The organism is Okeania sp. SIO2B3 (genome assembly GCF_010672525.1).
Taxonomy (GTDB): Bacteria; Cyanobacteriota; Cyanobacteriia; order Cyanobacteriales; family Microcoleaceae; genus Okeania.
In genome coordinates, this window is record NZ_JAAHGH010000007.1 from 67444 (window position 1) to 90504 (window position 23061).

Genomic DNA, 23061 nt, shown 5'->3' on the forward strand with positions numbered 1-23061 from the left:
TTAGAAGTCAGGAGTCAGGAGTCAGGAGTCATATCAAATCCGGTAGCATCGGTGTAATTAGATGGTGAGTAGGGGAGTAGGGGAGTAGGGGAGATAGAGAGATGGGGAGATCGAGAAATATTTGGTAATGGTTGAAGATGGAACATTTTTTTATACCGAATTAAACGGATTTGAGATCAGAATTAATGACTTCAATGCCAGTTTTTAGGCCGGAAATTCTCTTTTTTGTCAAAGGGACATCTTCTTTAAAGTCTTTTAATCATAGTTATTATTAGTAACATTCTTTTTTCAAAATGGTACAAAAATTTTATCAAAATTTTAATTATTTCAAGAAGGAAGAAGGAAGAAGGCGTTTAGTTATCTCGGAGATAAGGTGGATTATTAATATTTGATTATTTCTCCTGCGAAGTGCTAACCAAGCAGCTATTCCATAAGTTAAGAGTAGTCATAATGACTGCTATATATAAATATTATTCTGAGTTTTTTAGGTATGCTAGAAATTTGTTAATCAAGCGATCGCTTTCCTTTTCTTCCTTTTCTTCCTTTTCTCGGTTTCGGTCATTTTCCAGAAAATTTAGATGCCTTTTCTCTCTATTAATACCTCTTAATATCTCTATTCAATTTTTTAGCTTGCTTGTTCATTCCATCGAGACTTTAATTGTAGTGATTTTTGAATAGATAGACTACAGTGACCAAAGCATTTTCCTACTCCCTAACCTAGTAGTTTACTAAAATGAATTGCGCTGTAAAATAATCTTTTTATTTTGGATTTAATACCCCACCCTCTACAGGATATTGACAATTGGTTGGGGTTTATTTCCCATCAATTTTTTCTTCCTTCTTCCTTTTTCCTTCTTCCTTCTTCAAGGTGCATTTTGCACACGCCACATATTTTGCGGAGCAAAACACACCCTATTAAACTTCTATAAAATCAGTAAATTACTCTTGTACTCGTACGTCAATCACACTAGCATTAAAATTATAATCCGCACCCTCCAACTCAATTGTCATACCAATTTTTATTTTAATATTTCCCAATACAGGACCATCATCAGTCACTCTACCTTTACCTTCCAAAGTTAACAAAAGATTCCGACTAAAAAGTTCTTTCTCTCTAGGATCGGGTAAAGCTTTTACCGAGCCATCAGGCTGAGGAACTGCCACTTTTCGAGTCAAAAATTCCACAGACTTTAGGTCAACTTTTCCATAAGGTTGATTTCTAATAATTAATTGAGTTTTCTCTCCTTCCCTTAATAACTTTTCAGGGTTGCGCCCTTTTAAACCTAAAGCAATAGCATCTACTTCCATTGGTTTAGTAATAATATTACCCACTTGAGCAACAGAAGTTTTATTAGTACCAGGAACGATAAATATTCCTAGTAATACCATTAAAATTATTAACACAGCGCCCACATCTAAGACACTGACTTTACCAAATAATCGTCCTTGAGAATCCAGAATTTTCATAATTTCATCAACTAATAATTACAAGTGATATTGGGTATCATTATATTGCCATTCTTTTGTCGCTAACCAGGATGGTTAGGTAATATAGATAATTTTCATTCAGAAAATCTCTTCTTACAGATATTACCACTTAATATCATGTTTAGCAAAGCACCAATAATAGAGTTTTATAATTGTACATTTAACACAATAAATCTCATTAAAATTTGCTAGCGTAACTATAAATAAAGATTTGTCTATCGGTCATTAAATTGACTTTATTCACGTGGTAAATTGTAGATTTTAGGTGATACTTATATATTTTTTTCGACGATAATATTATTTTCAAAATAAGCTCAATGTAAGCATTTCCTGCGGAATGCTGCGCAAACAGCTATTAGATTTCAGCTCTCAGCAAAAGGAAGGGATTTTAATGAATATAGACTTTAAAGCCAACTTTTATAGTTAAGTATAAATTCTGCCTCAATTAATAAAGTTTTTATCTAAAACTAAAAGCAATAGCTGATTGCTGATTGCTGACGGCTGAATGCTTACAGTTCAATGGATGAAGATAAGGAGGTTTTTTATTAACTAAACTCCCTTATCTTCGGTAGTAAAATCAAATTTTAACTTTGCGGAAAAGCTATCAACAACTGTTGTAGTAAATGACAAGAACAAGCAAATATCATTCGCTAATTTATTTGTAATAGCAGTTGAAGGAAAAATTAGGACATATAGCAGTCGAAGGAAAGGTTAGGACAAATCAAAAGCTTAAAATTAAGACAAGGTATAGCACTGCGTGCAGGCAACAGGCAACAGGCAACAGGCAACAGGCAACAGCTCATCTGGGGGAATAAATTGCCGATAATATAAGATTTTAGCTCTCGGACACCTCCTGTAATTTGTAAATATGCCAGCGCACATTGCTATAAGATTTTTCCTTCTTCTTTCTTTCTTCTTCTTTCTTCCTTCTTCCTTCTTCCTTCCTTCTGCAATAAATCTAAAATCTAGTATCTTTATAATCTAAAAGCTTATGTTGAAAAAACTATCTCTAATCACTCGTTCTTCCTTTCGTCAAGCATCATACCCATTAATATCTGTAATGGTCGCTGCTGGTTTATGTGCAGGTACAGCATCTCCCAGTCAAGCTATCCCCTGGAGAGAATTAATTTTCCAGAGTATTCAGATGATTCAAATTTCTAACCTGTCTGACCGCCAAGAAGTTGAACTTGGTAAACAAATTAATCAACAATTATTAAAACAGAGAAATCTTAAAATTTATCGCGATCGCGCAGCTAACGAATATATTAATAGAATTGGCCAAAGATTGGCAGCAGCAAGTCCCCGTCCAGACATTCCTTATACTTTTCAAGTAGTAGAGGATGACAGTATAAATGCTTTTGCCACTATGGGAGGTTTTGTCTATATCAATACTGGTTTAATGAAAGCTGCAGAGAACGAAGCAGAATTAGCTAGTGTTGTTTCTCACGAAATTGCCCATATTGCTAGTCGTCATGCGGTCAAACAGTTACGTCAGACATTATTGGCCCAGGGTTTAGCTACTGCAGCAGGTGTGGATGATAGTGTTGCTGTCCAAGTTGGGGTAGAATTAGCATTACGGCGGCCTAACAGTAGGGAGGCAGAATTTGAAGCTGATGGAATAGGTATTGAAACATTAGGCAGAGCGGGATATGCTCAGTATGGTGCAATTACATTTATGGAAAAATTGCTAAAAAAAGGTTCTCCACCATCTTTTCTTAGCACCCATCCAGCAACATCGGCAAGGATCGAGCAAATGAAACAAATGATTGATCCGGAATTTGCTTACAATGGTGATGGGTTAGATGATAGACGTTATCAGGTTATTGTCAGTCAATTAATTCCGTAGTTAGGAGTTAGGGAGTGGGGGAGTAGGGGAGAAGAAAACATAAGGATAATGAATATTAAATCAGCTAAAATTCGCAAAAAAGTGATTTGGCTTCTGCTAATTAGTTGATAACTGAAGTATTGCGCTAAGTATAGTACAAATGCATGGGAATTGGTATGAGATAGTTATATCTATTTACCGAAAAATCGTGGTCTAAAGTCTCCCCTTTTAAGGGGATAAAAAAAAGAGAATTCCGTATTTCAAGCCTCCTTATTTCAGAGGTACTGATAACTGATAACTGAAATGACTTTTTATAGCAGTCGAAGGAAAGTTTAGGGCAGCTCAAAAGCTCAAAAGCTTAAAACTCAAACAACATAATATTTTTCCTTCTTTCTTCTTCCTTCTGCTATACCTATTTTTTTCTTCAATGTCTGTTTATTCTTCCTTCTTCCCTCTTCCTTCTTCCTTCTTGATACAAAAATTACTAATCCAACCTCGCTGTACAAATAATGGAAGTAATGAACCAACATCAACTTTAAGCTCCAGATCGGCGACTTTTTCACAAACAATTTCAAATGGATAATTCTCTTGAAAAATCTTTAGTAATTCCCATTCTTCATTGTTTGGTAAATCAATTCGCATATCATAACCCTGTCGCCACAAAAATATTTTTACTCCACCTTCATCTAGACTTACCATTTTATCCCCTTGATAATCAGGTTGATTTACTTGCCAAATCCTATGAATAGGATAAATAGACTCTAATAAAACACTATTTTTCGGTAAATACAAAATCAACTCTCCCCATTTTTCTTGAGGAACTTCACCCAAAGCTTGAAAATCTAAACCCTTTGTATCTTCACCACAAAAAACTCGATGCCAATGCCATTCTAAACGGGCAATATCTGGCAGATATGGTAAATGTTTTACTGGTTCAAAATCTGCCAGGAAATCTGCAAACTCCTCTCCATAATCTCCTAAATCAGGTGATAAACAAGGAAATTGATTAATAAACTTTAATGCAGTTGCTTCAAAAAATTTTTCTCCCACTAACTGACATAACACAGGATAAATTGACATTAATGTATTACTCAAATTCCCAACAACATTACCCCTGTAAATTGCCAAACCTTCCGCAGGTGTTAAATTATTTGGTGCCTTAATATGTTTACTTAATTCTTCTATACTAATACTGTCTTTTTCCCAAACAGCTTGGAGAAATAAATTTTGTAGAGTAATATTTTCCATTATCAAATAATTAATAATTAAATAATTCAGATTAAAAGCCTCCCCTTTCAAGGGGAAAAAATTAACGCGTGTCAGAAGTCAGAAGTTAACCTACCCCTAACCCAACCCCGCCCCTCTATGCTTTATAAACATCTTTCTTAACATAAAACTTGACAAAAATATCATTTAATGAATTAGAGTCTGAAAGCTCCTAGTGTCGTTGCGATCGCAACGACAAAAAACAACTTTTAGGAGTACACAAGTTAGTCAATTTGTCAAAGCTTGTAAAACCAACAAAATGCTCTTCATTAATTGATAATTGATAATTGATAATGGATAATTACCTCTGGTTAAAACCGTTCTTGATTGAACATAAGGAAATATTATTTCTTTATTTTCCCCTTGTAGAGCGACAGCTCGCGGCGCAGCCAAGGGGAGGCAGAGTAAGCTTACCTAATAATTAATAATGATTAATTATTAATTATTAGGTAAGCTTTTGATAATAAGCATTATCCACTTTTGTAAATAATTTTGCTTATAATGGATAGCTTTTAGGGAAAGGTAATTATCCATTATTCATTATTCATTATCCATTATTCATTATTCATTATTCATTATTCATTATTCATTATCCATTATCCATTAATGAACTGACCTTTTGCAACAATTTTTCAGCTTTATTTGCTTCTGCCATTAACACTTCAAAACTCGGAATATCTGTATCCCATTCTATTAAAGTAGGTATACTGCCAAATCTGACTAAAGCTTCTTCATACAACTCCCAAACTGGAGGATGAACTGGATAACCGTGAGTATCTAATAGATAATTTTCCTTTTCTTCATAACCTGCTAAATGAATTTGTTTAACCCTTGTTGGTGGAATACTATCCAGATATTTTAGAGGGTCAATTCCATTATTTATAGCATTAACATAAAGATTATTTATATCCAGAAGTAAGTAACAGTCAGCTTTTTTTACTAATCCCTCAATAAACTCCCATTCCGACATAGTTGAATCTGTAAAAGTTAAATATGGGGAAGGATTTTCAATTAAAATTTCCCTACCTAAAAACTCTTGTACTTGCAGAATACGGGATGCCACAAAATCCATCACCTTTTCTGTATAAACAAGCGGAATTAAATCGTTAAGATAGTGACCCTTAACAGATATCCAAGATAAATGATCGGATATTAGAGCAGGTTCAACTTTTGCTGCTAAATTTTTTAAGCGAGTTAAATAATCTAAATTTAATGGGTCTGTTGAACCCAAAGACATTCCTACTCCATGTAAAGTAACAGGATAATCTTGACGAATTTTTTCTAAATTAAATAGTGGCAAACCACCAGCACAAAAATAGTTATCTGATAAAACTTCAAACCAATTTACTTTCGGTTTTTCAGTCAGAATATATTGATAATGGAGCGAACGTAAGGCAATTCCTGAACCTTGAATTGATGATGACTGAATGTAGGGTAAATCTCCCTTACTTTGCCACTTTGGATTAACATCAAATTCTAGTTTTTGAGATTCTATTTTGGTTGTCATAAACTGTTTTTTATGAAGAAGAAAGAAGGAAGAAGGAAGAAGAAAAAACCGAATAACTGGAAAAGTAGATTTGGTCGAAAAGTTGTCTCTACACATCTACAAACCCCAATTGAGTGGATATTATATTTGTAAAAACACTTTTTTTCTATTCCTTATTATACCAATTCCCATGCATTAGTGCTATACTTGCGCAATACTTCAGTTATCAACTAATTAGCAGAAACAGAATCATTTTTTTGCTAATCTTAGCTAATTTAATATTCATTATTATTATGTTTTTTTCTCCCTGTACGGACACCCTTATGCAACGTCCCTACCCACTCCCCTATTTCCCCTCCTGGGAGGGGGAGGGGCTAGGGGTAGGTCCCCTGCTCAACAAAATGTAGAAAAGTTTTTGAGAAATGGTATTACCTATTCCCTATTCCCTAAAAGCAATAAATTTTTGGCTTTATTCACGCATTGAGATGTACCCATAAAAAAATATGGCATTCTTGAATTTTTATGTGATTTGATTCAACAGAGATAAATAGAGGAAAAGGTATCTATCTATAGAAAATTTTCCTCTGCTATACTCTATGAATCAAATCATGACTCTATTCAAAGATGCCACAAATTTTGTTATAATCACTGAAAATTTTAGTTGATATCTATTTAGATTCTGGAACATAAATTCTTGCACCAACAATTTTCTCGCAAGTACCCTCAGCAACATAAATCCACTCATTAGGATCTGAATCTTTTGCAGCCTTACCTGCACAGTCATGGCCATTAGCACCACAATCATTCATACCTTTTTTCACAATACCAGCACATTTTTCCATACCTTCTTTGCCAGCAAGAGCTTCCTGACTATTACCAAAAGTAGTAAGACCAACAGCTAAGACACCAGTTATTGCACTAGCTACAACTAACTTTTTGTTGATGTTTTTCATAATATTATTTTCTCCAATTAATTTAGTTCAACCTTACACTTATAAAGTATTTAGTATCGATATTAAGATAGTCTATGAAAAATCTGAGATTCACCTGAGAAAGTGGTAAAGAGTTAGTGAGTATTTTTTGCACTAAGGTCTGGTCATTCCTACAGAACTTCAGAACTTAGTTAAACCCTATTCCTCATCAGATAAAATTTGCTTAATTGATAAATAATTATTAGGTAATTTATTCTGATTTCTCCTCTACCTTCTATTCAACGACTATTCAAAAGAATGAAATTTTAGATGCTTGTTTTCAGTTAATCAAGTTGATGATATTAATTTAACTAATAAAACGAAGGTTTTCCTCAGCAGTTATATTTATGGAAATTCTATTTCATTAATTTATACCAAAAAAGATGGCAGTCATAACATAAGTACAAAACTATTAAATAATTTGTGACAACTGATAACTGAAATGACTATCCTAGCTTCTACTTCTTAGCATGGATATAATCAACAAAGTAAAATTGAGGAATTAACCACAATTTTAACCAACCATAAATTCCTATTCCTAAAACTGCTGTAATTACTAAAGGCAAACCTATTTTGATTCGCAAATTATCTGGAAAAATAGCTACTCCAGACACAATAATTATGAAATAAGTTAGAAGTAAAATTTGTAATCTTTGTAGATTTTTCAATGCCTGCCGACAACTACTACAATGCTGAGTATGTTGTTGATAACGATCCAATAAGAAGGCATGATTATTATTTATTAGATAACTATTGGAATCACTAATTCCGACTTCACTCCAAGGTAATTTACCATCACAATACTTATCAAACCAACTCCTAAATTGAATCACTAAACGGTCTGCACTTGTAGGTAACTTATAAGCTGTTTTCCAACTTTCACTTAGTTGCCTTTTTTGCAGTAAATGCTCTTGCTGGTTTAGTAGAATCATATCTCCATCTATAAGCAAATTTCGAGTTTTAATATGATCCCACCAACGGGGTTTAAACCTGTGAAGTGTTTTGCCAAAATTCCTAGCAGATTGAGCAATAATTCTAGATTTACCAGGAGATACTGGTATACAATAAGTAACAAGTGCCACTTTCTTACCACTATCACCAATAGTAGTTGCATATTCTAACCTACAAGGAGGTTCAAAAGTAATTTTTGTGAAGCCTTTTGAAATAGAAACTTCAACTAAATTAATTGTAGATTGCAGAATCTCCATAGGTATAGGTCTTGCTTTATCTCTACTACCCAGTACACCATGATGAGCAAAAGGAGCATGACTAGGATCTGCTAAATTTTCGACTAAAATTTCCCAACCATATTCCAGATCGCGGACATAAGAAGACCACACAAAACCTTTTTCAGCATCTATTTGTGGTGACAATGGTAGGGGTGTAGTAGCAGCTAGGTCTGCTGTTTTCGCATCAGGCCAAACCCAGAGTAAATCCTTTTCCTGACGCACTGGTAACGCAGTTACACAGAAATTTTGTTGATTTTTTGCTATAATTTGCTGATTTTCAGCTTGGGGAATATGAGTACAAATTCCTTGAGCATCAAATTGCCAACCATGATAACTACACATTAAATTACCAGTTTTCTCATCAACACGACCTTCACTTAATGGTGCTAAACGGTGAGGACATGAATCTAAAAATACCTGGTAATTCTCAGAATATCTTGGCTTCCAGATGACTAGACGTATTCCCAGCAGAGTTACCGGAACAGGTATTTCTGGATCGAGGTCTTCAATGGGAGAAAGAGGATACCAGTGCTGAAAAAAATTAAATTCGGTTTGCATTTTATTTTAGGTAGTAGTTTTTAGGTCAATTTGTCTCATCTATACCAATTTACTGTAAGGATGTCACAAATAGTCAGCAACTGATGATGTGGAATCATAGGCTGAAATTATTGTAAGCGTCAATACTTTAAGTCTATCAAATTTCACTTCGCCCATTCTGACTTCCATGAAATCATGTTTTTAGAGAGCTTAACGACTTTAACGAGTTAATTTTTATTACTTTACAAAGACGAGGACTCATCACATTTTACATTCATATGCTTGGCACCCCAATCTCTCATAGAAATCATAATTGGCTCCAGAGTACGACCATAATTTGTCAGGGAATATTCTACTCGTGGCGGCACTTCAGCATAGACTTTTCGCGCGACAATATTATCTTTTTCCAATTCGCGTAATTGATTAACAAGCATACGCTGCGTAACGCCTTGAATTTTTTTCTTCAATTCGCCCAAGCGTAAAACATCATTCTGCAAGAGATTAAAAATAATAACAGGTTTCCACCGCCCACCAATCACCGATAAAGTGGCTTCGACAGAACACCCATAGGGATGATCGTAATTATTTTTCTGCGTCATAATTCTCTAAACCTTTCAATAGTTACTTTTAACTCACTATATAAAAAAAATGTACGTACTTGTCATTATTTGCATTTTTATTATACTTTTAATCATATAACTCATAAACGAAGGCAGAGGGAAGAAGGAACAATTGGTTTTATTTCGCGGACACTTATGTAGCAATGAGCGCTGGTATATTTACAAATTGCAGGAGGGGCTAAATAGCTAAAATCTTATATTGTCAGCAATTTATTCCCCCAGATGAGCTGTTGCCAGATGAGCTGTTGCTTGCGCACAGCGCTATAACTGTTCTGCAATTGTTCCTTTGTGAGCTGAAGCTACGCAGTTTCCCAATTATCAAAATCATAAGGGTCGCGCAACCCCGCTTTTTAAGGCGCAATATTTTTGGAGCGAAGCTCAAATCCCCTACTTCCCCTCCTGGCTCCCCTCCTGGGAGGGGCGGGGGTGGGTTAACTTCTGTACGGGCGAATGGCCATTCGCCCCTACTGACTTCTGACTTTTGACTTCGTTATGTATCCCATGAGTAAACTTTTAGATGTTCAATTTTTAACAACTTGCAAAAGGAGATAGATATGACTTATGACAACTACACTACATTCAAGGCGACAAAAGATGGAGCAATCCTTACTGTTACTTTTGATTACCCTCCTGTGAATGTTCAAGGCATTCCTATGCTAGACGATCTAAATCTTTTGGCGGAAAATCTTGAAGGCGATCGCAGCATCAAAGTTGTTGTTTTCCAGTCTGCCCACCCAGAGATTTTTGTAGCTCATGCCGATACTAATTTCCTCAAAGATATGTCTACAACAGCAGTATCGCGCGACGAGGTAGAACTGCTCTATCTACAGACAACACTGGAGCGTATTAGTAAACTGCCACAGGCGACTATCGCTAAAATCGAAGGGTTCGCACGGGGTGGCGGCCATGAATTTGCACTAGCTTGTGATATGCGCTTTGCAGCTCGTGGTAAGGCAAAGTTCATGCAGATGGAAGTTGGTATGGGCATCCTGCCTTGTGGTGGTGGCGCATCACGCATGGCGCGTCAGGCAGGTTTGGGCCGGGCATTGGAAATTATTTTAAGTGCCCGTGATTTTGATGCGGACGAAGCAGAAGCCTATGGCACTATTAATAAAGCTCTCGATGCGGATAAAATTGGTGCTTATGTTGATGAGTTAGCAAAACGCATTGCCCATTTCCCCGCTGATTCGATTAATGCTTGTAAGCAGGCAGTCTATGCTTCAATTGATAAACCAATCGAAGAAGCGCTAAAGGAAGAAGCTTACTGGCTCTATCAGGCAACAAGCAAAACACCAGCAATTAAGCGTTTCCAAATCGCAGATGACACAAGCCTTCAAAATGATATAGAGAACCAGCGTAACTGGGAGCAAGGAGTTATTGCTATTCAGGAAATCGAATAATGAGCATAAACTCGAAAACAAAGGAGAAACTGATGTTTGAGAATATAGGATGGATAGTCGAAGCAAAAATCAAAGATGGTCATTTCAGTTATCAGTTATCAGTTATCAGTTATCAGTTATCAGTACCTCCAGCTTTAGTCGGAGGCTTGAAATACTGAAAAAGAAGGTACGTTAAACTATCAATATTACGTTTCTGATAACGGCGATGTTTTAGTCTACGAACGTTTCAACGATATTGAAGCCGCACATATTCATGTGGACACATGGGACCGCCATGCAGAGCGTTGGGTTGCGGCAGCAGAACCTACACGCATGGTACATCTGGGTGACCTACCGGAGAGCTTACGAGAACGTCACGCTGCTCTAAATCCACTTTTGCTCAAACCTTTTGGTGGTTTTGCGAAATAAGGCTAATGGCCAAAAGGCTATACTGACTGGAATTTAAAATGCTTGAGAAAACAAACAAGTTAGGATTTCAATCCATTAACAAGGGATACAATTCAGTATTTCGTTTGGGACGGCTGAGTGTTGGATTAGTGGTACCAATCGAGAATTACTCATCAGGGGCGGTGCCTTCCATGGTTCAACACATAGAACACATTCAATTGGCAGAAGAACTTGGATTTTCTGCTGTTTGGTTGCGTGATGTACCATTTAATGTGCCATCTTTTGGTGACGCTGGTCAAATCTATGACCCTTTTGTCTATTTAGGTTTGCTCGCTGGTCAAACTGAGCGAATTGCACTTGGTGTTGCTAGTATTATTTTACCATTGAGGCATCCAGCTCACGTTGCCAAAGCCGCTGCTAGCGCTGATGTATTGTCAGGTGGAAGACTCATTTTAGGCATTGCCTCTGGCGATCGACCACAAGAGTATCCAGCACTAAACTTACCTTTTGCCGATCGCGGAAAACGATTTCGTGAAAGCTATGACTATATTAGGTTCATGGGCGATAATGCACCTAGTTTTGAGAACACCTATGGTGGCACGAATGGCTCTATAGATATGTTGCCCAAGCCTAGTTCAAGAAAACTGCCACTGCTTATTACAGGAAATAGTCAGCAAAGCCATGAATGGATTGCACAAAATGGAGATGGCTGGATGCTCTATCCCCGTAATGCTGCATTGCAGGCACAAATAATCAAAGATTGGCAAAAGCTAGTTCGGAAAGTAGGAAGGTCTGCCCAACCCATTATGGAACCACTTTATATTGATTTGGTCGAATCACCTAATACCCCTCCCCAACCTATCCACTTAGGATTTCGCCTGGGAGTCAACTATCTTCGAGATTATTTGAAATCACGGGAAGATATCGGTGTAAATCATGTTGCACTGAACCTGCGCTTTAATAGAGCTGATATTGATACAACACTAAAACGTTTAGCATATGAGATCCTGCCAGAATTCAATGGATAAAGGAGACAAAGCCATGCAAAAAACTATTTTAATTACTGGCTCTACCGATGGTATTGGACTGGAAACAGCGAAGATGCTGACTTCACTGGGGCACCATGTGTTATTGCATGGTCGTAATCCAAAAAAGCTCGAACAAGTGCAAAAAACGCTTCTTGAACTCAAAGGTAGCGGACGTATTGAAATCTATGTGGCCGATCTGTCGATTATGGATAATGTCGAGGTGCTAGCGAAAACTGTGGCAGAAAAGCACTCTAAGCTTGATGTGCTAATCAATAATGCAGGTGTCTATAATGCGTCCGAGCCGATCACCCAGGATGGACTTGATGTACGCTTTGCTGTCAATACCATCGCTCCTTATTTGCTTACACAAAAGCTATTACCACTGCTCGGTACTTCAGGAAGGGTGATTAATCTTTCCTCCGCTGCTCAATCAACCGTTCAAGCAGAAGCACTGGCTGGACGAGTCAAGTTGTCCGACGGAGCAGCCTATGCACAAAGCAAACTAGCGCTTACAATGTGGTCGCGCAGTCTAGCAGTTTCCCTTGAGGGTAACGGTCCTATGATCGTCGCAATTAACCCTGGATCGATGCTTGGCAGCAAAATGGTAAAGCAGGCATTTGGAGTAGCTGGTGGCGATATCCGCATCGGAGCAGAAATACTGACTCGTGCAGCACTAACGGATGAGTTCAAAACTGCTTCAGGCAAGTATTTCGACAACGATTTAGGTCAGTTTGTCTCTCCCCATCCCGATGTACTTAATACACGGAAATGCCAAGATATTGTACGTGTTATTGAGATGGTTTTAGCTTAAACTTTAGTAGTACATTAAATAAGTGATTACCAAAAATTTTCCCCATGAAGAATATAAGAAGGTTTTTATTACTCGCACTTGCACTCTTCGTAACCGCTTTGGGTTGCGCGCAGGTAACATCCCAAAGCATCGAGCCGGAATTAGTAGCCAAGCCAACCTCTGAGGTCGTCTTGAGGTCCGAAGTCGAGTGGGGACCCCTCAACCCCGCCCGTGGCGACCAAAGCCCGAGGGCTGGTACTCTTTGGGGCGATCGCACTGGCTCCGGGCCGTCAGGCTTCCTCGTTCAGTTTGTGGACGGCTTCTCGTCCCCACCTCACATTCACAATATCACCTACCGTGGAGTGGCTATTAGTGGCACAGTTCACAACGATGACCCGAATGCGGAGAAGATGTGGCTGCCGACGGGTTCTTTCTGGACGCAGCCAGCCGGAGGTGTACACATTACTGCTGCCGAGGGTAGCAACAACCTGGCATACATAGAGATCGATGAAGGGCCGTATCTTGTCCTTCCCACTGAGGAGGCGTTTCCTAGCGATGATAAGCCGATTAACGTGGACCCATCGAACATTGTTTGGATTGACCAGCCCGGAATGCCAGCCTCTGCCAATGGACCAAAGGTAGCTTTTCTTTGGGGCAACCCGCAGGACAATCAATTATACGGGAGTTTTGTCAAGCTACCGGCTGGATTTACTGGTAAGATACTTAGCCACGGCTCGACATTCCACGCTGTGGTAATCCAAGGTCAACCACAGTACCAAGTGACGAGTGAGACCGATCTCAAGACCTTAGTGCCGGGCAGTTATTTCAGCTTGAAGGAAGAGTCGGTGCATCAAGTCTCGTCTAAAGCAACAGAGGAGAGCATCATCTATGTACGCACTAATGGTAAGTTTGATGTTATTCCTGCGTAGCCCAAGAAGTAATACCATTTCTCCAAAACTTTTCTACCTTTTATTGAGCAGGGGACCCACCCCTAACCCCTCCCAGGAGGGGAAATAGGGTAGTAGGTAGGGACGTTGTATGCAAAGTCCGTACAGGGAGAAGCAAACATCAGAGTAATTAACATTAACTTAGCTAAAATTAGCAAAAAAGTGATTTTGCTTGTACCGATTAGTTGACAACTGAAGTATTGCCCAAGTATAGCGCTAATGTATGGGAATTAGTATCATCTCGGCCGTTCCTAATAACCTAATAATATTTAAAATTTGGAGGTAAAATCGATGAAAGCAGTAGGTTTAACTCAATATTTACCCATTAACAACGAAAATAGTCTGTTAGACGTTGAAATCCCTAAACCCACAGCTAAGGGCAAAGATTTACTGGTACAGGTTAAAGCTATTTCTGTTAACCCAGTAGATTATAAAGTCCGCTCTCCTCAAGATAAGATTGAATCCGAACCCCGCATTCTTGGTTGGGATGCAGCAGGTGTAGTGGTAGAAGTTGGAGAAGCAGTAACAGAATTTCAAGCGGGAGATGAGGTTTATTATGCAGGAGATATTACTCGTCCTGGTAGCAACAGTGAATTTCATTTGGTGGATGCCAGAATTGTTGGTCGCAAACCCCAGAATTTAGATTTTGCTCATGCAGCAGCTTTTCCTCTTACTGGTATCACTGCTTGGGAAGCTCTTTTTGAAAGATTGAATATTGATAAAAAAGGAGCAGATGCAGGCAAATCAATTTTAATTATCAATGGTGCAGGGGGAGTGGGTTCTATTGCGATTCAAATAGCGAAAAAGTTAGCCAAACTTAATGTTATTGCTACAGCTTCTCGTCCTGAAACTATTGCTTGGTGTCAAAAAATGGGTGCCGATGAAGTGGTCAATCATCGCAATAATCTTGCGGAGGAAATCGAGAAAATTGGTTATCAAAATGTCGATTATATTCTGTGCTTGAATGACACTGATGGTCACTGGCAAGCTATGACTAAAGCTATTAAACCCCAAGGCACGATTTGTTCTATTGTGGAAAACGAACAACCCTTAGACATGGAAACTTTAAAGAGTAAGAGTGCTGGCTTTGTTTGGGAATTTATGTTCACTCGCTCCATGTATCAAACAAAAGATATGGTAGAGCAAGGTAATTTACTTAATGAGTTGAGTCAACTGATCGAAGATGGTGTAATTATTACAACTTGCAATGAGGTAGTCAAACCGATCAATGCTAAAAACTTACGGGATGTTCATCAACGTCTTGAAAAGGGTAGAAGTATCGGAAAAATTGTTTTAGCTGAATGGAATTAATCTTGAACAACTTATATCATGTCCGGTAGCATCGGTATTGTATAGAGAAGGTAAGGAAGAAGGAAGAAGCTTTAAGCCTACATTCCGCACGACAAAACGTAGCATAAAAATATAAGTCAAAAGTCAAAAGTCAAAAGTCAAGAAGTTAGGACTTACGCAGATACGCTATATATAGTACTCATAACTATTGTCCAATAGTTACTGGACTCTATACAAAGTGTCTTTGCGTAAGTCCTGTTATATCAAATCCGGTTAAATAACCTCACAATCAATAGACCTAGAAAAGAGGGAGTAGGGAGTAGGGAAGCCCTAACCCCTCCTGGGAGGGGAAGAATTGATAATTTATCTAGAACAATTGATTTTATTTTTTATTATTGGAGATGTCTAATAGCTTAAAATCCTGATTATGACGTTATTGGATCTATGTGCAATTAGGCGGATTTGATATTATATAGTCATTTCAAATAAGAATGATACAAAGATTTAGCTATGAAGGCTATCATCACAAGGCAGTAGGCATCTCACTTTAAATTGAAATGACTATACTAAAAATCTGATTAAATTTATTTAATATCTAAGCAATCGTTAATCTTTTAAGCATAAATCTAACAAAACATAAAAGTTTTTAACTAAACTTTTACATCTTTCTATCCAAGAATTATATCATGTCCGGATAATTAGTGATAAAAAAATTTTCTCCTTTTTCTTCTTTCTTCCCTCCTGACTCCTGACTCCTTAATCGTTTATTTATAACTGTTCAACCGAACATGATATTACTTCTCTCTAGAACCCATCTGTACTAAACCGAAACAAAACCTAAAGGTGTGATAAAATCATGTTTGATGAGATAAAAGAAATAAATTCTAAGCCTAAGCCATTTGAATTTTATACAGCCAATGAATTGTGGACGAATGAGCATACAGCTAATGTTATGCTGGAATATCATTTAAGTGAAGATATTGACCTTTCTTCTCGAAACAAGGCTTTTATAGATCGCTCCGCTAAATGGATAACTGAATATTTTAACATAGATGAGAACTGCTCTATTGCTGATTTTGGTTGTGGCCCTGGTTTGTATACAACAAGATTTGCCCAAAAAGGCGCATCAGTAACAGGAATTGATTTTTCAAAAAATTCTCTGAACTATGCTCAACAGGTAGCAAAAGAAAATAGTTTGAAAATCAATTATGTAAATACAAATTATTTAGACTTTCAAACATCTGAAAAATTTGATCTAATCACCATGATAATGTGTGATTTTTGTGCACTGAGTCCAGAACAAAGGAAAACACTACTTCAAAAATTTTCATCGCTATTAAAACAGAATGGTTCTCTTTTACTTGATGTCTATTCAATAAAAAGTTTCAACAAAAAACAAGAGTCAGCATTTTATGAACATAATCATCTAAATAATTTTTGGTCGTCAGAAGAATACTATTGTTTTGTAAATTTATTCATATATGAAATCGAAAAAGTAAGTTTAGACAAATACACAATCATTGAAAAAAACAAAAAACGTATTGTTTACAACTGGCTACAGTATTTCAGTACAGAAACACTAAAAAATGAATTAGAAAGTAATGGCTTTGTTGTTAATGAGTTTTTTGCAAATGTTGCCGGAGATAAATATGAATCTAATTTGCTTGAGTTTGCAATTACTGCCAAAAAATATAACAATACCAAATTTTGACACTCCACGCCCTGATTCCTTCTTCTGAGCTTTCGACGGTGAGGAGAAATTTAGGCATCCAAGAGTGCAGCACATCGATGGCTCAAATGCTGGGAATTAGAATATTTGTAGTGCGGGCATCTTGCCCGCGATTAATCACCAAAGTGGAATCCGCTGTAAATTACTGATTTTTTAGTAGTCGTATTTGTCTTTGTTGACGAAATTGCCCAAGTTGTTCTTCAGTGAAAATATTTGCAATTTGTTGGCGTGATGACTGCATGATTTCCCGGACTTGAGTTTTTTGCTCTCCAGAGAAATTTAACTGCTTAATTGCTTCTCGTCTTTGTTGAGCTTGTGAAGTTAAAGTTTGGAACTGTTCTTGCTGTTCGGGGGTGAGAATATTTTGAATTTGAGCTTTGGTTTGTGCCCTAATTTCTTCCCACTGAGTTTTCTGTTCAGGAGTCAGATTCAAATTTTCAATTTGGGCAAGAACTCTCAGGCGAAATTGCCCAAATTGTTCTTCAGTTAAAACATTTGCTATTTTTTGGCGTAATGACTGCATGATTTCGCGCATTTGAGTTTTTTGCTCTCCAGAAAGATTTAATTGCTTAATTGCTTCTCGTTTTCCTTGACCTTGTGAAGTTAAAGTTTGGAACTGTTCCTGCTGCTCGGGGGTGAGAATATTTTGAATTTGAGCTTTAGTTTGTACCCTGATTTCTTCTGACTGAGTTTTTTGTTCGGGAGTCAGATTCAAATTTTCACGTTGGGCAAGAACTTTCAGACGAAATTGCTCTAGTTGTTCTTCAGTTAAAACATTTCTCATTTGTGGGCGTGATGACTGTATGATTTCGCGTACTTGAGTTTTTTGCTCTTCAGAGAGATTTAACTGCTGAATTCCTTCTCGTCTTCGTTCACCTTGTGAAGTTAAAATTTGGAACTGTTCCTGCTGTTCGGGGGCTAGAATATTTTGAATTTGAGCTTTGGTTTGCGTCCTAATTTCTTCCCACTGAGTTTTTTGTTCGGGAGTCAGATTCAAATTTTGAGGTTGGGCAAGAACTTTCAAAGGATTAGCAAAAAGAATGATGGCAATAATGCCAAATAATATAGCCAAAGAACGACGTTTCATTGTGTTTATTCCCAATTAATTTTTTTGATTGAGTGTTTACTTATGTTCTATCCTACAAGTAGCGACTATTAAATAACCTGAGATCAAAGTCCTAAATTCTTCTAGGACTTTAGTCCTACAATTATCTGATTAGATGTTTATTTAGGGCTTGCTGATTAAATATCAAACTCTTTACATATAAATGTTTTAGCCTTTTTAAGTACTAATAAAATCCTAGCTTTTAGGTGGTAATGGTTCAAAAATCTAGGATTTTCAGCAACAGGACTTACGCAAAATACGAAATTATACACCATTTGTAGGGGCAAACGGCCGTTTGCCCCTACTATAGTTATGCGTAAGTCCTAAGCAAGATAGTGGAAGAAAACCAAGGGAAGATTTTTCTGGCTACCTCTTCTATAATTCTCATTACTCCTGTTTGTGGAGCATTCCGTAGGAAATTCTGGCTCCTCTCAAAGGGGAGCATCGGGAGAGCGCGGGTCTCCAACCAATCTTGAGATCAAGAGTGGAGCTAAATTTTTGGCAAAAATTTTAACTATTTTTCAAACACCTAATTGCCTCCAACAAACCTCTAGCTTTATTAATACTTTCCTCATACTCTGTTTCCGGCACAGAATCAGCAACCAAACCAGCTCCTGCTTGCACAGTTACCGTGTGTTTACCATCATTTTTCGGCCGAACAACCATAGTTCTAATCGTAATAGCACTATTCAACTGACCCTCAAAATCATAATGTCCATAAACCCCAGAATAAGCACCCCGGCGACAAGGTTCTAATTCATTAATAATTTCCATCGCCCGAATTTTCGGCGCACCGCTAACAGTACCCGCTGGAAAACAAGCCTTCAATAAATCCCAAGCAGTTTTATCATCTGCCAATTCTCCCACCACATTACTAACAATGTGCATCACATGAGAATAACGTTCAATTATCATTAACTCGTCAACTTTTACCGTTCCTACTCGGCAAACACGACCCAAATCATTCCGACCTAGATCGACTAACATAATATGTTCCGCTCTTTCTTTTGGGTCTTGCAACAACTCCTCAGCTAAAGCATTATCTTCTGCATAAGTTTTACCACGAGGACGAGTTCCGGCAATTGGTCTAACCGTAGCAAGACGTTTGCCATCAGGGGTATTTTCTGCTTTCACCATAACTTCCGGACTCGAACCAATGATTTGCCAATCACCAAAATTAAAATAAGCCATGTAGGGAGAAGGATTAATTAATCGTAGGGAACGATAAAGAGCAAATGGCTCCCCTGTATATTCCGTTGAAAGTTGTTGCGAGATAACTACTTGAAAAATATCTCCTGCTTTGATGTAGTCTTTAGCTTTTTCCACGTTGGCACAAAATTGTTCGCGGGGTGTATTACTACTATAAATGTCTCCAACTTCTCGACTTTTTCCACCTGGTGGTTGCCATTCTAGTAAAGTATCTTGTTGTGATAGAGGAGATTGCAATTTATCTACTAACTGAGAAACACGATCGCACGCTTGTTGATAAGCTGCCTCTAAATTTACCTCTGGAGAGCGGAGGTCTGCATAGGCGATCGCCCAAATCTTCCGTTTTACCTGGTCAAAAACCAAAAGATTATCAACCTGCATCCACAAACCATCAGGTAAATCATTTTCAGTAGATGGGTAAACAGTTACACGAGGTTCGATCCACCGAATCAACTCATAACCCCAAAAACCAAATAAGCCACCAATATCAGGTGGTAGTTGAGGTAGTTTGACAGGTTGATAGTTTCGCAGACAGTTATCTAGAGTATCAAATGGGTCGCCTTCAAAAATTTTTACCGTACCATCCCGGTAGGTTTGGGTAGTGCGATCGCCTCTTGCTTCCAATGTCCACAATGGGTCACAGCCAAGAAAACTATAGCGTCCGATTTTCTCCCCACCTTCAACTGATTCTAGTAAAAAACTGTATGGTTGACCCGCGCAGACACGATACCAAGCAGAAACAGGAGTATCGAGGTCTGCTACCCATTCTTGGTAGACAGGAACAAAGTTACCTTGTTTTGCTAGTTGGGAAAATTGGGAGAAGTCTGGGAATATCATAAATTTTGAAGTCTTAGATTTGAGATTCAGCAGCGACTCTGATAGAACCCATTTGGTATCTTTGTCAGCGATTCAGTTTCTTGCCCAGGAGTCAGAAGTCAGTCCTCAGGAGTCAGGAGGTAGAGGGTAGGCATAAGGAAAGAAGGTTGAAAAATACTCCCCTATTCCCCTACTACCCAACTCCGCAGCTCCCCAACTTCCCATCTCTTTTTAAATAGATCTCAAATGGGTTCTATAGCAGAAGGTAGCTATGCTGTTTGGGCAGCATGACCTAGGAAAAGCAGAAGGAAAAATCTGGCGTTGTCTGAGTTTTCAGCTTTTGATACAGCAGATTCGGTCGTATATTAAGTACAGATATTAACGAGAGAATGTTTGTAGTGCGGGCATCTTGCCCGCTGTACCTCACGTCTGATGGAATTTGCTGTATGTCCTCACCTTTCCTTCAACTGCTATAAAATTAAAACCTCAGCCTCAGATGAAATATCTGGAAGCCAAGGTGTTGATATTGAATTGATAGGAATTCACATTCTTACCGTTAAATCATGCAATTATAACGGAAGATTTTGTTTTGCTAACGCAACACTCCGCGGTATCAAACGCATAGCTAAACACAGATTCTTAAATAGATGCAAATAAGTTAGTATTAAACAAACTTACTCATATCCTTGCCCAACCTTCTTTACAAGCTTTCTTGCTCCGTCTTGATGCGGAGGAAACCTCAACGCAGGCGGTGGGTTTTATCTACTGGACATTTCCAGAAAAGGTTTTGAAATCCTGATAGGTGCTTCTCCAAAATTGGTATTTTTGGAGAGGTCTACTGATTAATTACAACTTATGGGTCGTATGATTTCTTACCAGTAAACTTGAGAGCAGCAGGTTCTGGGTTACTGCCAATGTTGCGGTCGATCTTACCTACATAAGGACGTCCTTCATTAACCTTTTCAGGGAAGACTCCATCTTTCGGATGTAGGTACTCGGTAGAACCATCAGGGAAAATCCGATAGATTTTGAAGTCCTCAATTTTGGGCTTAAATTTAGTCCTTAGTTGAGTGCCGAGGGCCAAGCATTGCTCTTTGCGAGCCAAGTATAGTAGGTTTTCACCTTCATTCATAATAGCTGCACCACCTGTAGGCATTTCAAATACCTGCTCTTTTGAGCTAGTCCAGGTAATAGCGTACTTTTCTTCAACTTCGGCCTTGGTCAGTAAGCCACCAGTACTGCCACCGAAAATAGGGGGTTGACCTGTTAGTTCGTCTGCCATAGATTTTTGATATGAACCTTTTTATGGAATCCTATCACCACAGTTACCCAGGTTTAAGAAATTGTAAGGTTCTGTTACAAAAGGATAATTTAGGACTCTGGCCACTCTACAGGCCATTAATATCATGTACCGAACATCATATAACTACTGGACTGACACACCTTAAATGGTGCATTAGGGAGTAGGGGAGCAGGGGAGTAGGGGAGTAGGGGACAACTAGAGACAAAAATCTATTAGACATCTCCAAAAGTCAAACATCAAATCAATTCTGATCCATAAATTATCAATTATTCCCCTCCTGGGAGGGGCGGGGGTGGGTTGGGTTAGGGGTGGGTCCCTGTTCCCAGCTCCGGTGTTCCCTATGCATGTAGGAGATGTCTATTGCACAGTTTTAGCTGTGGAGCGTCTACTACTAATTGCCATTGACTCAAGAGAGTATCATTCTTTTTTTTCGGTTATAGTTAAAGTAAAAAAAGAGGGTAATTGCAATAGTCCTCTTGAATTTTACTATGATTTAATTTTAGTCTAGATAAATAATTGAATAATAACACTATATTGTTAATTACTCTATTGAGAGTAATCCCAAATTATTTCTGATCAATTAACGACTTTTTACTCTTAGTTAAGCTGTTCTCTAAAGGTCTACAATATCTCACAACTCGTAAGCATTTCCTGCTGAATGCTGCGCAAACAGCTATTAATTGTCAGCTCTCAGCTCTCATGAGGAAAGTTTAAATAAATATAGACTGTTTCAGCCAGCTTTTGTAGTAAGTATAAATTCTGACTCAATTATTAAAGCTTTTATATAAAACTAAAAGCAATAGCTGAAGTCCGCAGTTCCTCCCCAGGAGGCTGGCTGAATGCTTACCACAACTCAAATTAAGATTGCTACATATAGCATTTTTTGAGGGCTTTGTTGCCTTTTGATTTTTTCAGAATATTTTGGCATAACCGAAAGATAATTGCTATAGATATTTTTGGTAGAATAAAAAACCGCAATATTTGTGTTTATTGGAAATACTATAGTAACTAATTTTTGGTGAAAGCTAATAATTACCGATTACACTTGATTAGCAATTTTTAATACTAGACATCTTGCATAAATCAATTGGAGGGAATAAATATCCTATTTCTTCTTTGTGATAAGCCTTTTTCTACGGCTTTCTTAGTGATTTTACCCAATAGTTAACGCTCTGATCGCCACCTCACAATGACATCTTAAGATCAAAAAAGTCGCGGGTTTTCCTAACTTATGCAAGAGAAGTTCTATAAAACGAAAAGCTATTTTTCACCTTCATTTATTTAATTACAACGGACTATATGAAAGCAATTTTATTTCGCCCTCAAGGCAACTTAGATTTCAAGAGAAGTCATCAACTAAAGCAAATAGTAGACAAACTAATCGACAAAACACGAAATTTCTACTGTATAATAGATATGGGGTTAGTCAACAAAATTAATAACTTTGGATTAACTACTTTAGTTATTATCCGCAAAATATCGGAAAAAAGAGGATGTTTATTATATCTATTCAATATCCAAGATGATATTCAATTAGTTTTTCAACTAACTGGATTAGACCAAGAATTTCATTTTTTAGAAGACAAATCATTTCTCTATTCATTAAAACCTAAACTACTACTTTGCTAGCTACTA

Annotated in this window: 19 protein-coding genes; 10 read left to right on the forward strand and 9 right to left on the reverse strand. The window is 37.7% G+C overall.

Annotation, left to right across the window (positions count from 1 at the left end):
• Positions 1-939: 939 nt before the first annotated feature.
• Positions 940-1467: a DUF4330 domain-containing protein gene (locus tag F6K15_RS08655; protein WP_293059808.1), complete on the reverse strand. Its 528-nt coding sequence runs from the start codon at positions 1465-1467 to the stop codon at positions 940-942.
• Positions 1468-2479: 1012 nt separating this feature from the next.
• Between F6K15_RS08655 and F6K15_RS08660 the strand changes: the two genes are divergently transcribed.
• Positions 2480-3334: a M48 family metallopeptidase gene (locus F6K15_RS08660; RefSeq protein ID WP_293059811.1), complete on the forward strand. Its 855-nt coding sequence runs from the start codon at positions 2480-2482 to the stop codon at positions 3332-3334.
• 414 nt (positions 3335-3748) lie between these two features.
• Here F6K15_RS08660 and F6K15_RS08665 read toward each other — a convergent pair whose 3' ends face one another.
• The 5 genes from F6K15_RS08665 to F6K15_RS08685 all read right to left on the reverse strand — a co-directional run bounded on the left by F6K15_RS08665 (position 3749) and on the right by F6K15_RS08685 (position 9401).
• Positions 3749-4561 (reverse strand): DUF2063 domain-containing protein, encoded by an 813-nt coding sequence (locus F6K15_RS08665; protein ID WP_293059814.1) that lies wholly within the window; start codon positions 4559-4561, stop codon positions 3749-3751.
• A 607-nt stretch (positions 4562-5168) separates the two neighbouring features.
• Positions 5169-6086, reverse strand: coding sequence for a DUF692 domain-containing protein (locus F6K15_RS08670; RefSeq protein WP_293059817.1), 918 nt, complete (start codon positions 6084-6086; stop codon positions 5169-5171).
• A gap of 647 nt (positions 6087-6733) precedes the next feature.
• Positions 6734-7018 (reverse strand): DUF2282 domain-containing protein, encoded by a 285-nt coding sequence (locus tag F6K15_RS08675; protein ID WP_293059820.1) that lies wholly within the window; start codon positions 7016-7018, stop codon positions 6734-6736.
• A 476-nt stretch (positions 7019-7494) separates the two neighbouring features.
• Complete coding sequence (locus tag F6K15_RS08680; protein WP_293059823.1) at positions 7495-8823, reverse strand: Rieske 2Fe-2S domain-containing protein; 1329 nt, start codon at positions 8821-8823, stop codon at positions 7495-7497.
• 221 nt (positions 8824-9044) lie between these two features.
• The gene (locus F6K15_RS08685; RefSeq protein WP_293059826.1) at positions 9045-9401 is read right to left on the reverse strand and encodes a helix-turn-helix domain-containing protein; all 357 of its coding nucleotides are present in this window, start codon (positions 9399-9401) and stop codon (positions 9045-9047) included.
• Between the two features lie 575 nt (positions 9402-9976).
• On the opposite strand from F6K15_RS08685, the gene F6K15_RS08690 reads away from it, so the two are divergent.
• The 8 genes from F6K15_RS08690 to F6K15_RS08725 all read left to right on the forward strand — a co-directional run bounded on the left by F6K15_RS08690 (position 9977) and on the right by F6K15_RS08725 (position 16975).
• Positions 9977-10822 (forward strand): enoyl-CoA hydratase/isomerase family protein, encoded by an 846-nt coding sequence (locus tag F6K15_RS08690; protein ID WP_293059829.1) that lies wholly within the window; start codon positions 9977-9979, stop codon positions 10820-10822.
• A gap of 32 nt (positions 10823-10854) precedes the next feature.
• A complete protein-coding gene (locus F6K15_RS08695; protein WP_293059831.1) occupies positions 10855-10980 on the forward strand; it encodes a hypothetical protein in 126 nt (41 codons plus the stop codon).
• 97 nt (positions 10981-11077) lie between these two features.
• On the forward strand, positions 11078-11230 hold the full coding sequence (locus F6K15_RS08700) for a hypothetical protein (RefSeq protein WP_293059834.1): 153 nt from the start codon (positions 11078-11080) through the stop codon (positions 11228-11230).
• A 38-nt stretch (positions 11231-11268) separates the two neighbouring features.
• Positions 11269-12237 carry an LLM class oxidoreductase gene (locus F6K15_RS08705; RefSeq protein ID WP_293059837.1) on the forward strand — a complete coding sequence of 323 codons (969 nt, stop codon included), beginning with the start codon at positions 11269-11271 and terminating at the stop codon, positions 12235-12237.
• 13 nt (positions 12238-12250) lie between these two features.
• Positions 12251-13048 carry an SDR family NAD(P)-dependent oxidoreductase gene (locus tag F6K15_RS08710; protein ID WP_293059840.1) on the forward strand — a complete coding sequence of 266 codons (798 nt, stop codon included), beginning with the start codon at positions 12251-12253 and terminating at the stop codon, positions 13046-13048.
• A gap of 44 nt (positions 13049-13092) precedes the next feature.
• Positions 13093-13956 carry a DUF4437 domain-containing protein gene (locus F6K15_RS08715; RefSeq protein ID WP_293059843.1) on the forward strand — a complete coding sequence of 288 codons (864 nt, stop codon included), beginning with the start codon at positions 13093-13095 and terminating at the stop codon, positions 13954-13956.
• Positions 13957-14265: 309 nt separating this feature from the next.
• Complete coding sequence (locus tag F6K15_RS08720) at positions 14266-15285, forward strand: zinc-binding alcohol dehydrogenase family protein (RefSeq protein ID WP_293059845.1); 1020 nt, start codon at positions 14266-14268, stop codon at positions 15283-15285.
• An 835-nt stretch (positions 15286-16120) separates the two neighbouring features.
• The gene (locus F6K15_RS08725; protein ID WP_293059848.1) at positions 16121-16975 is read left to right on the forward strand and encodes a class I SAM-dependent methyltransferase; all 855 of its coding nucleotides are present in this window, start codon (positions 16121-16123) and stop codon (positions 16973-16975) included.
• A gap of 160 nt (positions 16976-17135) precedes the next feature.
• On the opposite strand, the gene F6K15_RS08730 is transcribed toward F6K15_RS08725, so the two are convergent.
• The 3 genes from F6K15_RS08730 to F6K15_RS08740 form a co-directional block, all read right to left on the reverse strand.
• Positions 17136-18080 (reverse strand): Spy/CpxP family protein refolding chaperone, encoded by a 945-nt coding sequence (locus tag F6K15_RS08730; RefSeq protein ID WP_293059851.1) that lies wholly within the window; start codon positions 18078-18080, stop codon positions 17136-17138.
• 528 nt (positions 18081-18608) lie between these two features.
• Positions 18609-20144: an anthranilate synthase component I gene (gene trpE, locus F6K15_RS08735; protein ID WP_293059854.1), complete on the reverse strand. Its 1536-nt coding sequence runs from the start codon at positions 20142-20144 to the stop codon at positions 18609-18611.
• Between the two features lie 832 nt (positions 20145-20976).
• Positions 20977-21405 (reverse strand): photosystem I reaction center subunit II PsaD, encoded by a 429-nt coding sequence (locus tag F6K15_RS08740; protein WP_293059857.1) that lies wholly within the window; start codon positions 21403-21405, stop codon positions 20977-20979.
• A 1320-nt stretch (positions 21406-22725) separates the two neighbouring features.
• On the opposite strand from F6K15_RS08740, the gene F6K15_RS08745 reads away from it, so the two are divergent.
• Entirely contained in the window at positions 22726-23055 is a 330-nt protein-coding gene (locus tag F6K15_RS08745; protein WP_293059860.1) for an STAS domain-containing protein, read from the forward strand.
• Positions 23056-23061: the final 6 nt, after the last annotated feature.

Excerpts from the sequence above, each read along its gene's own strand:
- F6K15_RS08660 (WP_293059811.1), top strand. The coding sequence starts at position 2,480 with ATGTTGAAAAAACTATCTCTAATCACTCGTTCTTCCTTTCGTCAAGCA.
- F6K15_RS08715 (WP_293059843.1), top strand. The coding sequence starts at position 13,093 with ATGAAGAATATAAGAAGGTTTTTATTACTCGCACTTGCACTCTTCGTA.
- F6K15_RS08745 (WP_293059860.1), top strand. The coding sequence starts at position 22,726 with ATGAAAGCAATTTTATTTCGCCCTCAAGGCAACTTAGATTTCAAGAGA.
- F6K15_RS08730 (WP_293059851.1), bottom strand. The coding sequence starts at position 18,080 with ATGAAACGTCGTTCTTTGGCTATATTATTTGGCATTATTGCCATCATT.
- F6K15_RS08675 (WP_293059820.1), bottom strand. The coding sequence starts at position 7,018 with ATGAAAAACATCAACAAAAAGTTAGTTGTAGCTAGTGCAATAACTGGT.
- F6K15_RS08695 (WP_293059831.1), top strand. The coding sequence starts at position 10,855 with ATGTTTGAGAATATAGGATGGATAGTCGAAGCAAAAATCAAAGATGGT.
- F6K15_RS08740 (WP_293059857.1), bottom strand. The coding sequence starts at position 21,405 with ATGGCAGACGAACTAACAGGTCAACCCCCTATTTTCGGTGGCAGTACT.
- F6K15_RS08685 (WP_293059826.1), bottom strand. The coding sequence starts at position 9,401 with ATGACGCAGAAAAATAATTACGATCATCCCTATGGGTGTTCTGTCGAA.
- F6K15_RS08680 (WP_293059823.1), bottom strand. The coding sequence starts at position 8,823 with ATGCAAACCGAATTTAATTTTTTTCAGCACTGGTATCCTCTTTCTCCC.
- F6K15_RS08710 (WP_293059840.1), top strand. The coding sequence starts at position 12,251 with ATGCAAAAAACTATTTTAATTACTGGCTCTACCGATGGTATTGGACTG.
- F6K15_RS08725 (WP_293059848.1), top strand. The coding sequence starts at position 16,121 with ATGTTTGATGAGATAAAAGAAATAAATTCTAAGCCTAAGCCATTTGAA.
- F6K15_RS08690 (WP_293059829.1), top strand. The coding sequence starts at position 9,977 with ATGACTTATGACAACTACACTACATTCAAGGCGACAAAAGATGGAGCA.
- F6K15_RS08665 (WP_293059814.1), bottom strand. The coding sequence starts at position 4,561 with ATGGAAAATATTACTCTACAAAATTTATTTCTCCAAGCTGTTTGGGAA.
- F6K15_RS08705 (WP_293059837.1), top strand. The coding sequence starts at position 11,269 with ATGCTTGAGAAAACAAACAAGTTAGGATTTCAATCCATTAACAAGGGA.
- F6K15_RS08670 (WP_293059817.1), bottom strand. The coding sequence starts at position 6,086 with ATGACAACCAAAATAGAATCTCAAAAACTAGAATTTGATGTTAATCCA.
- F6K15_RS08655 (WP_293059808.1), bottom strand. The coding sequence starts at position 1,467 with ATGAAAATTCTGGATTCTCAAGGACGATTATTTGGTAAAGTCAGTGTC.
- trpE (WP_293059854.1), bottom strand. The coding sequence starts at position 20,144 with ATGATATTCCCAGACTTCTCCCAATTTTCCCAACTAGCAAAACAAGGT.
- F6K15_RS08720 (WP_293059845.1), top strand. The coding sequence starts at position 14,266 with ATGAAAGCAGTAGGTTTAACTCAATATTTACCCATTAACAACGAAAAT.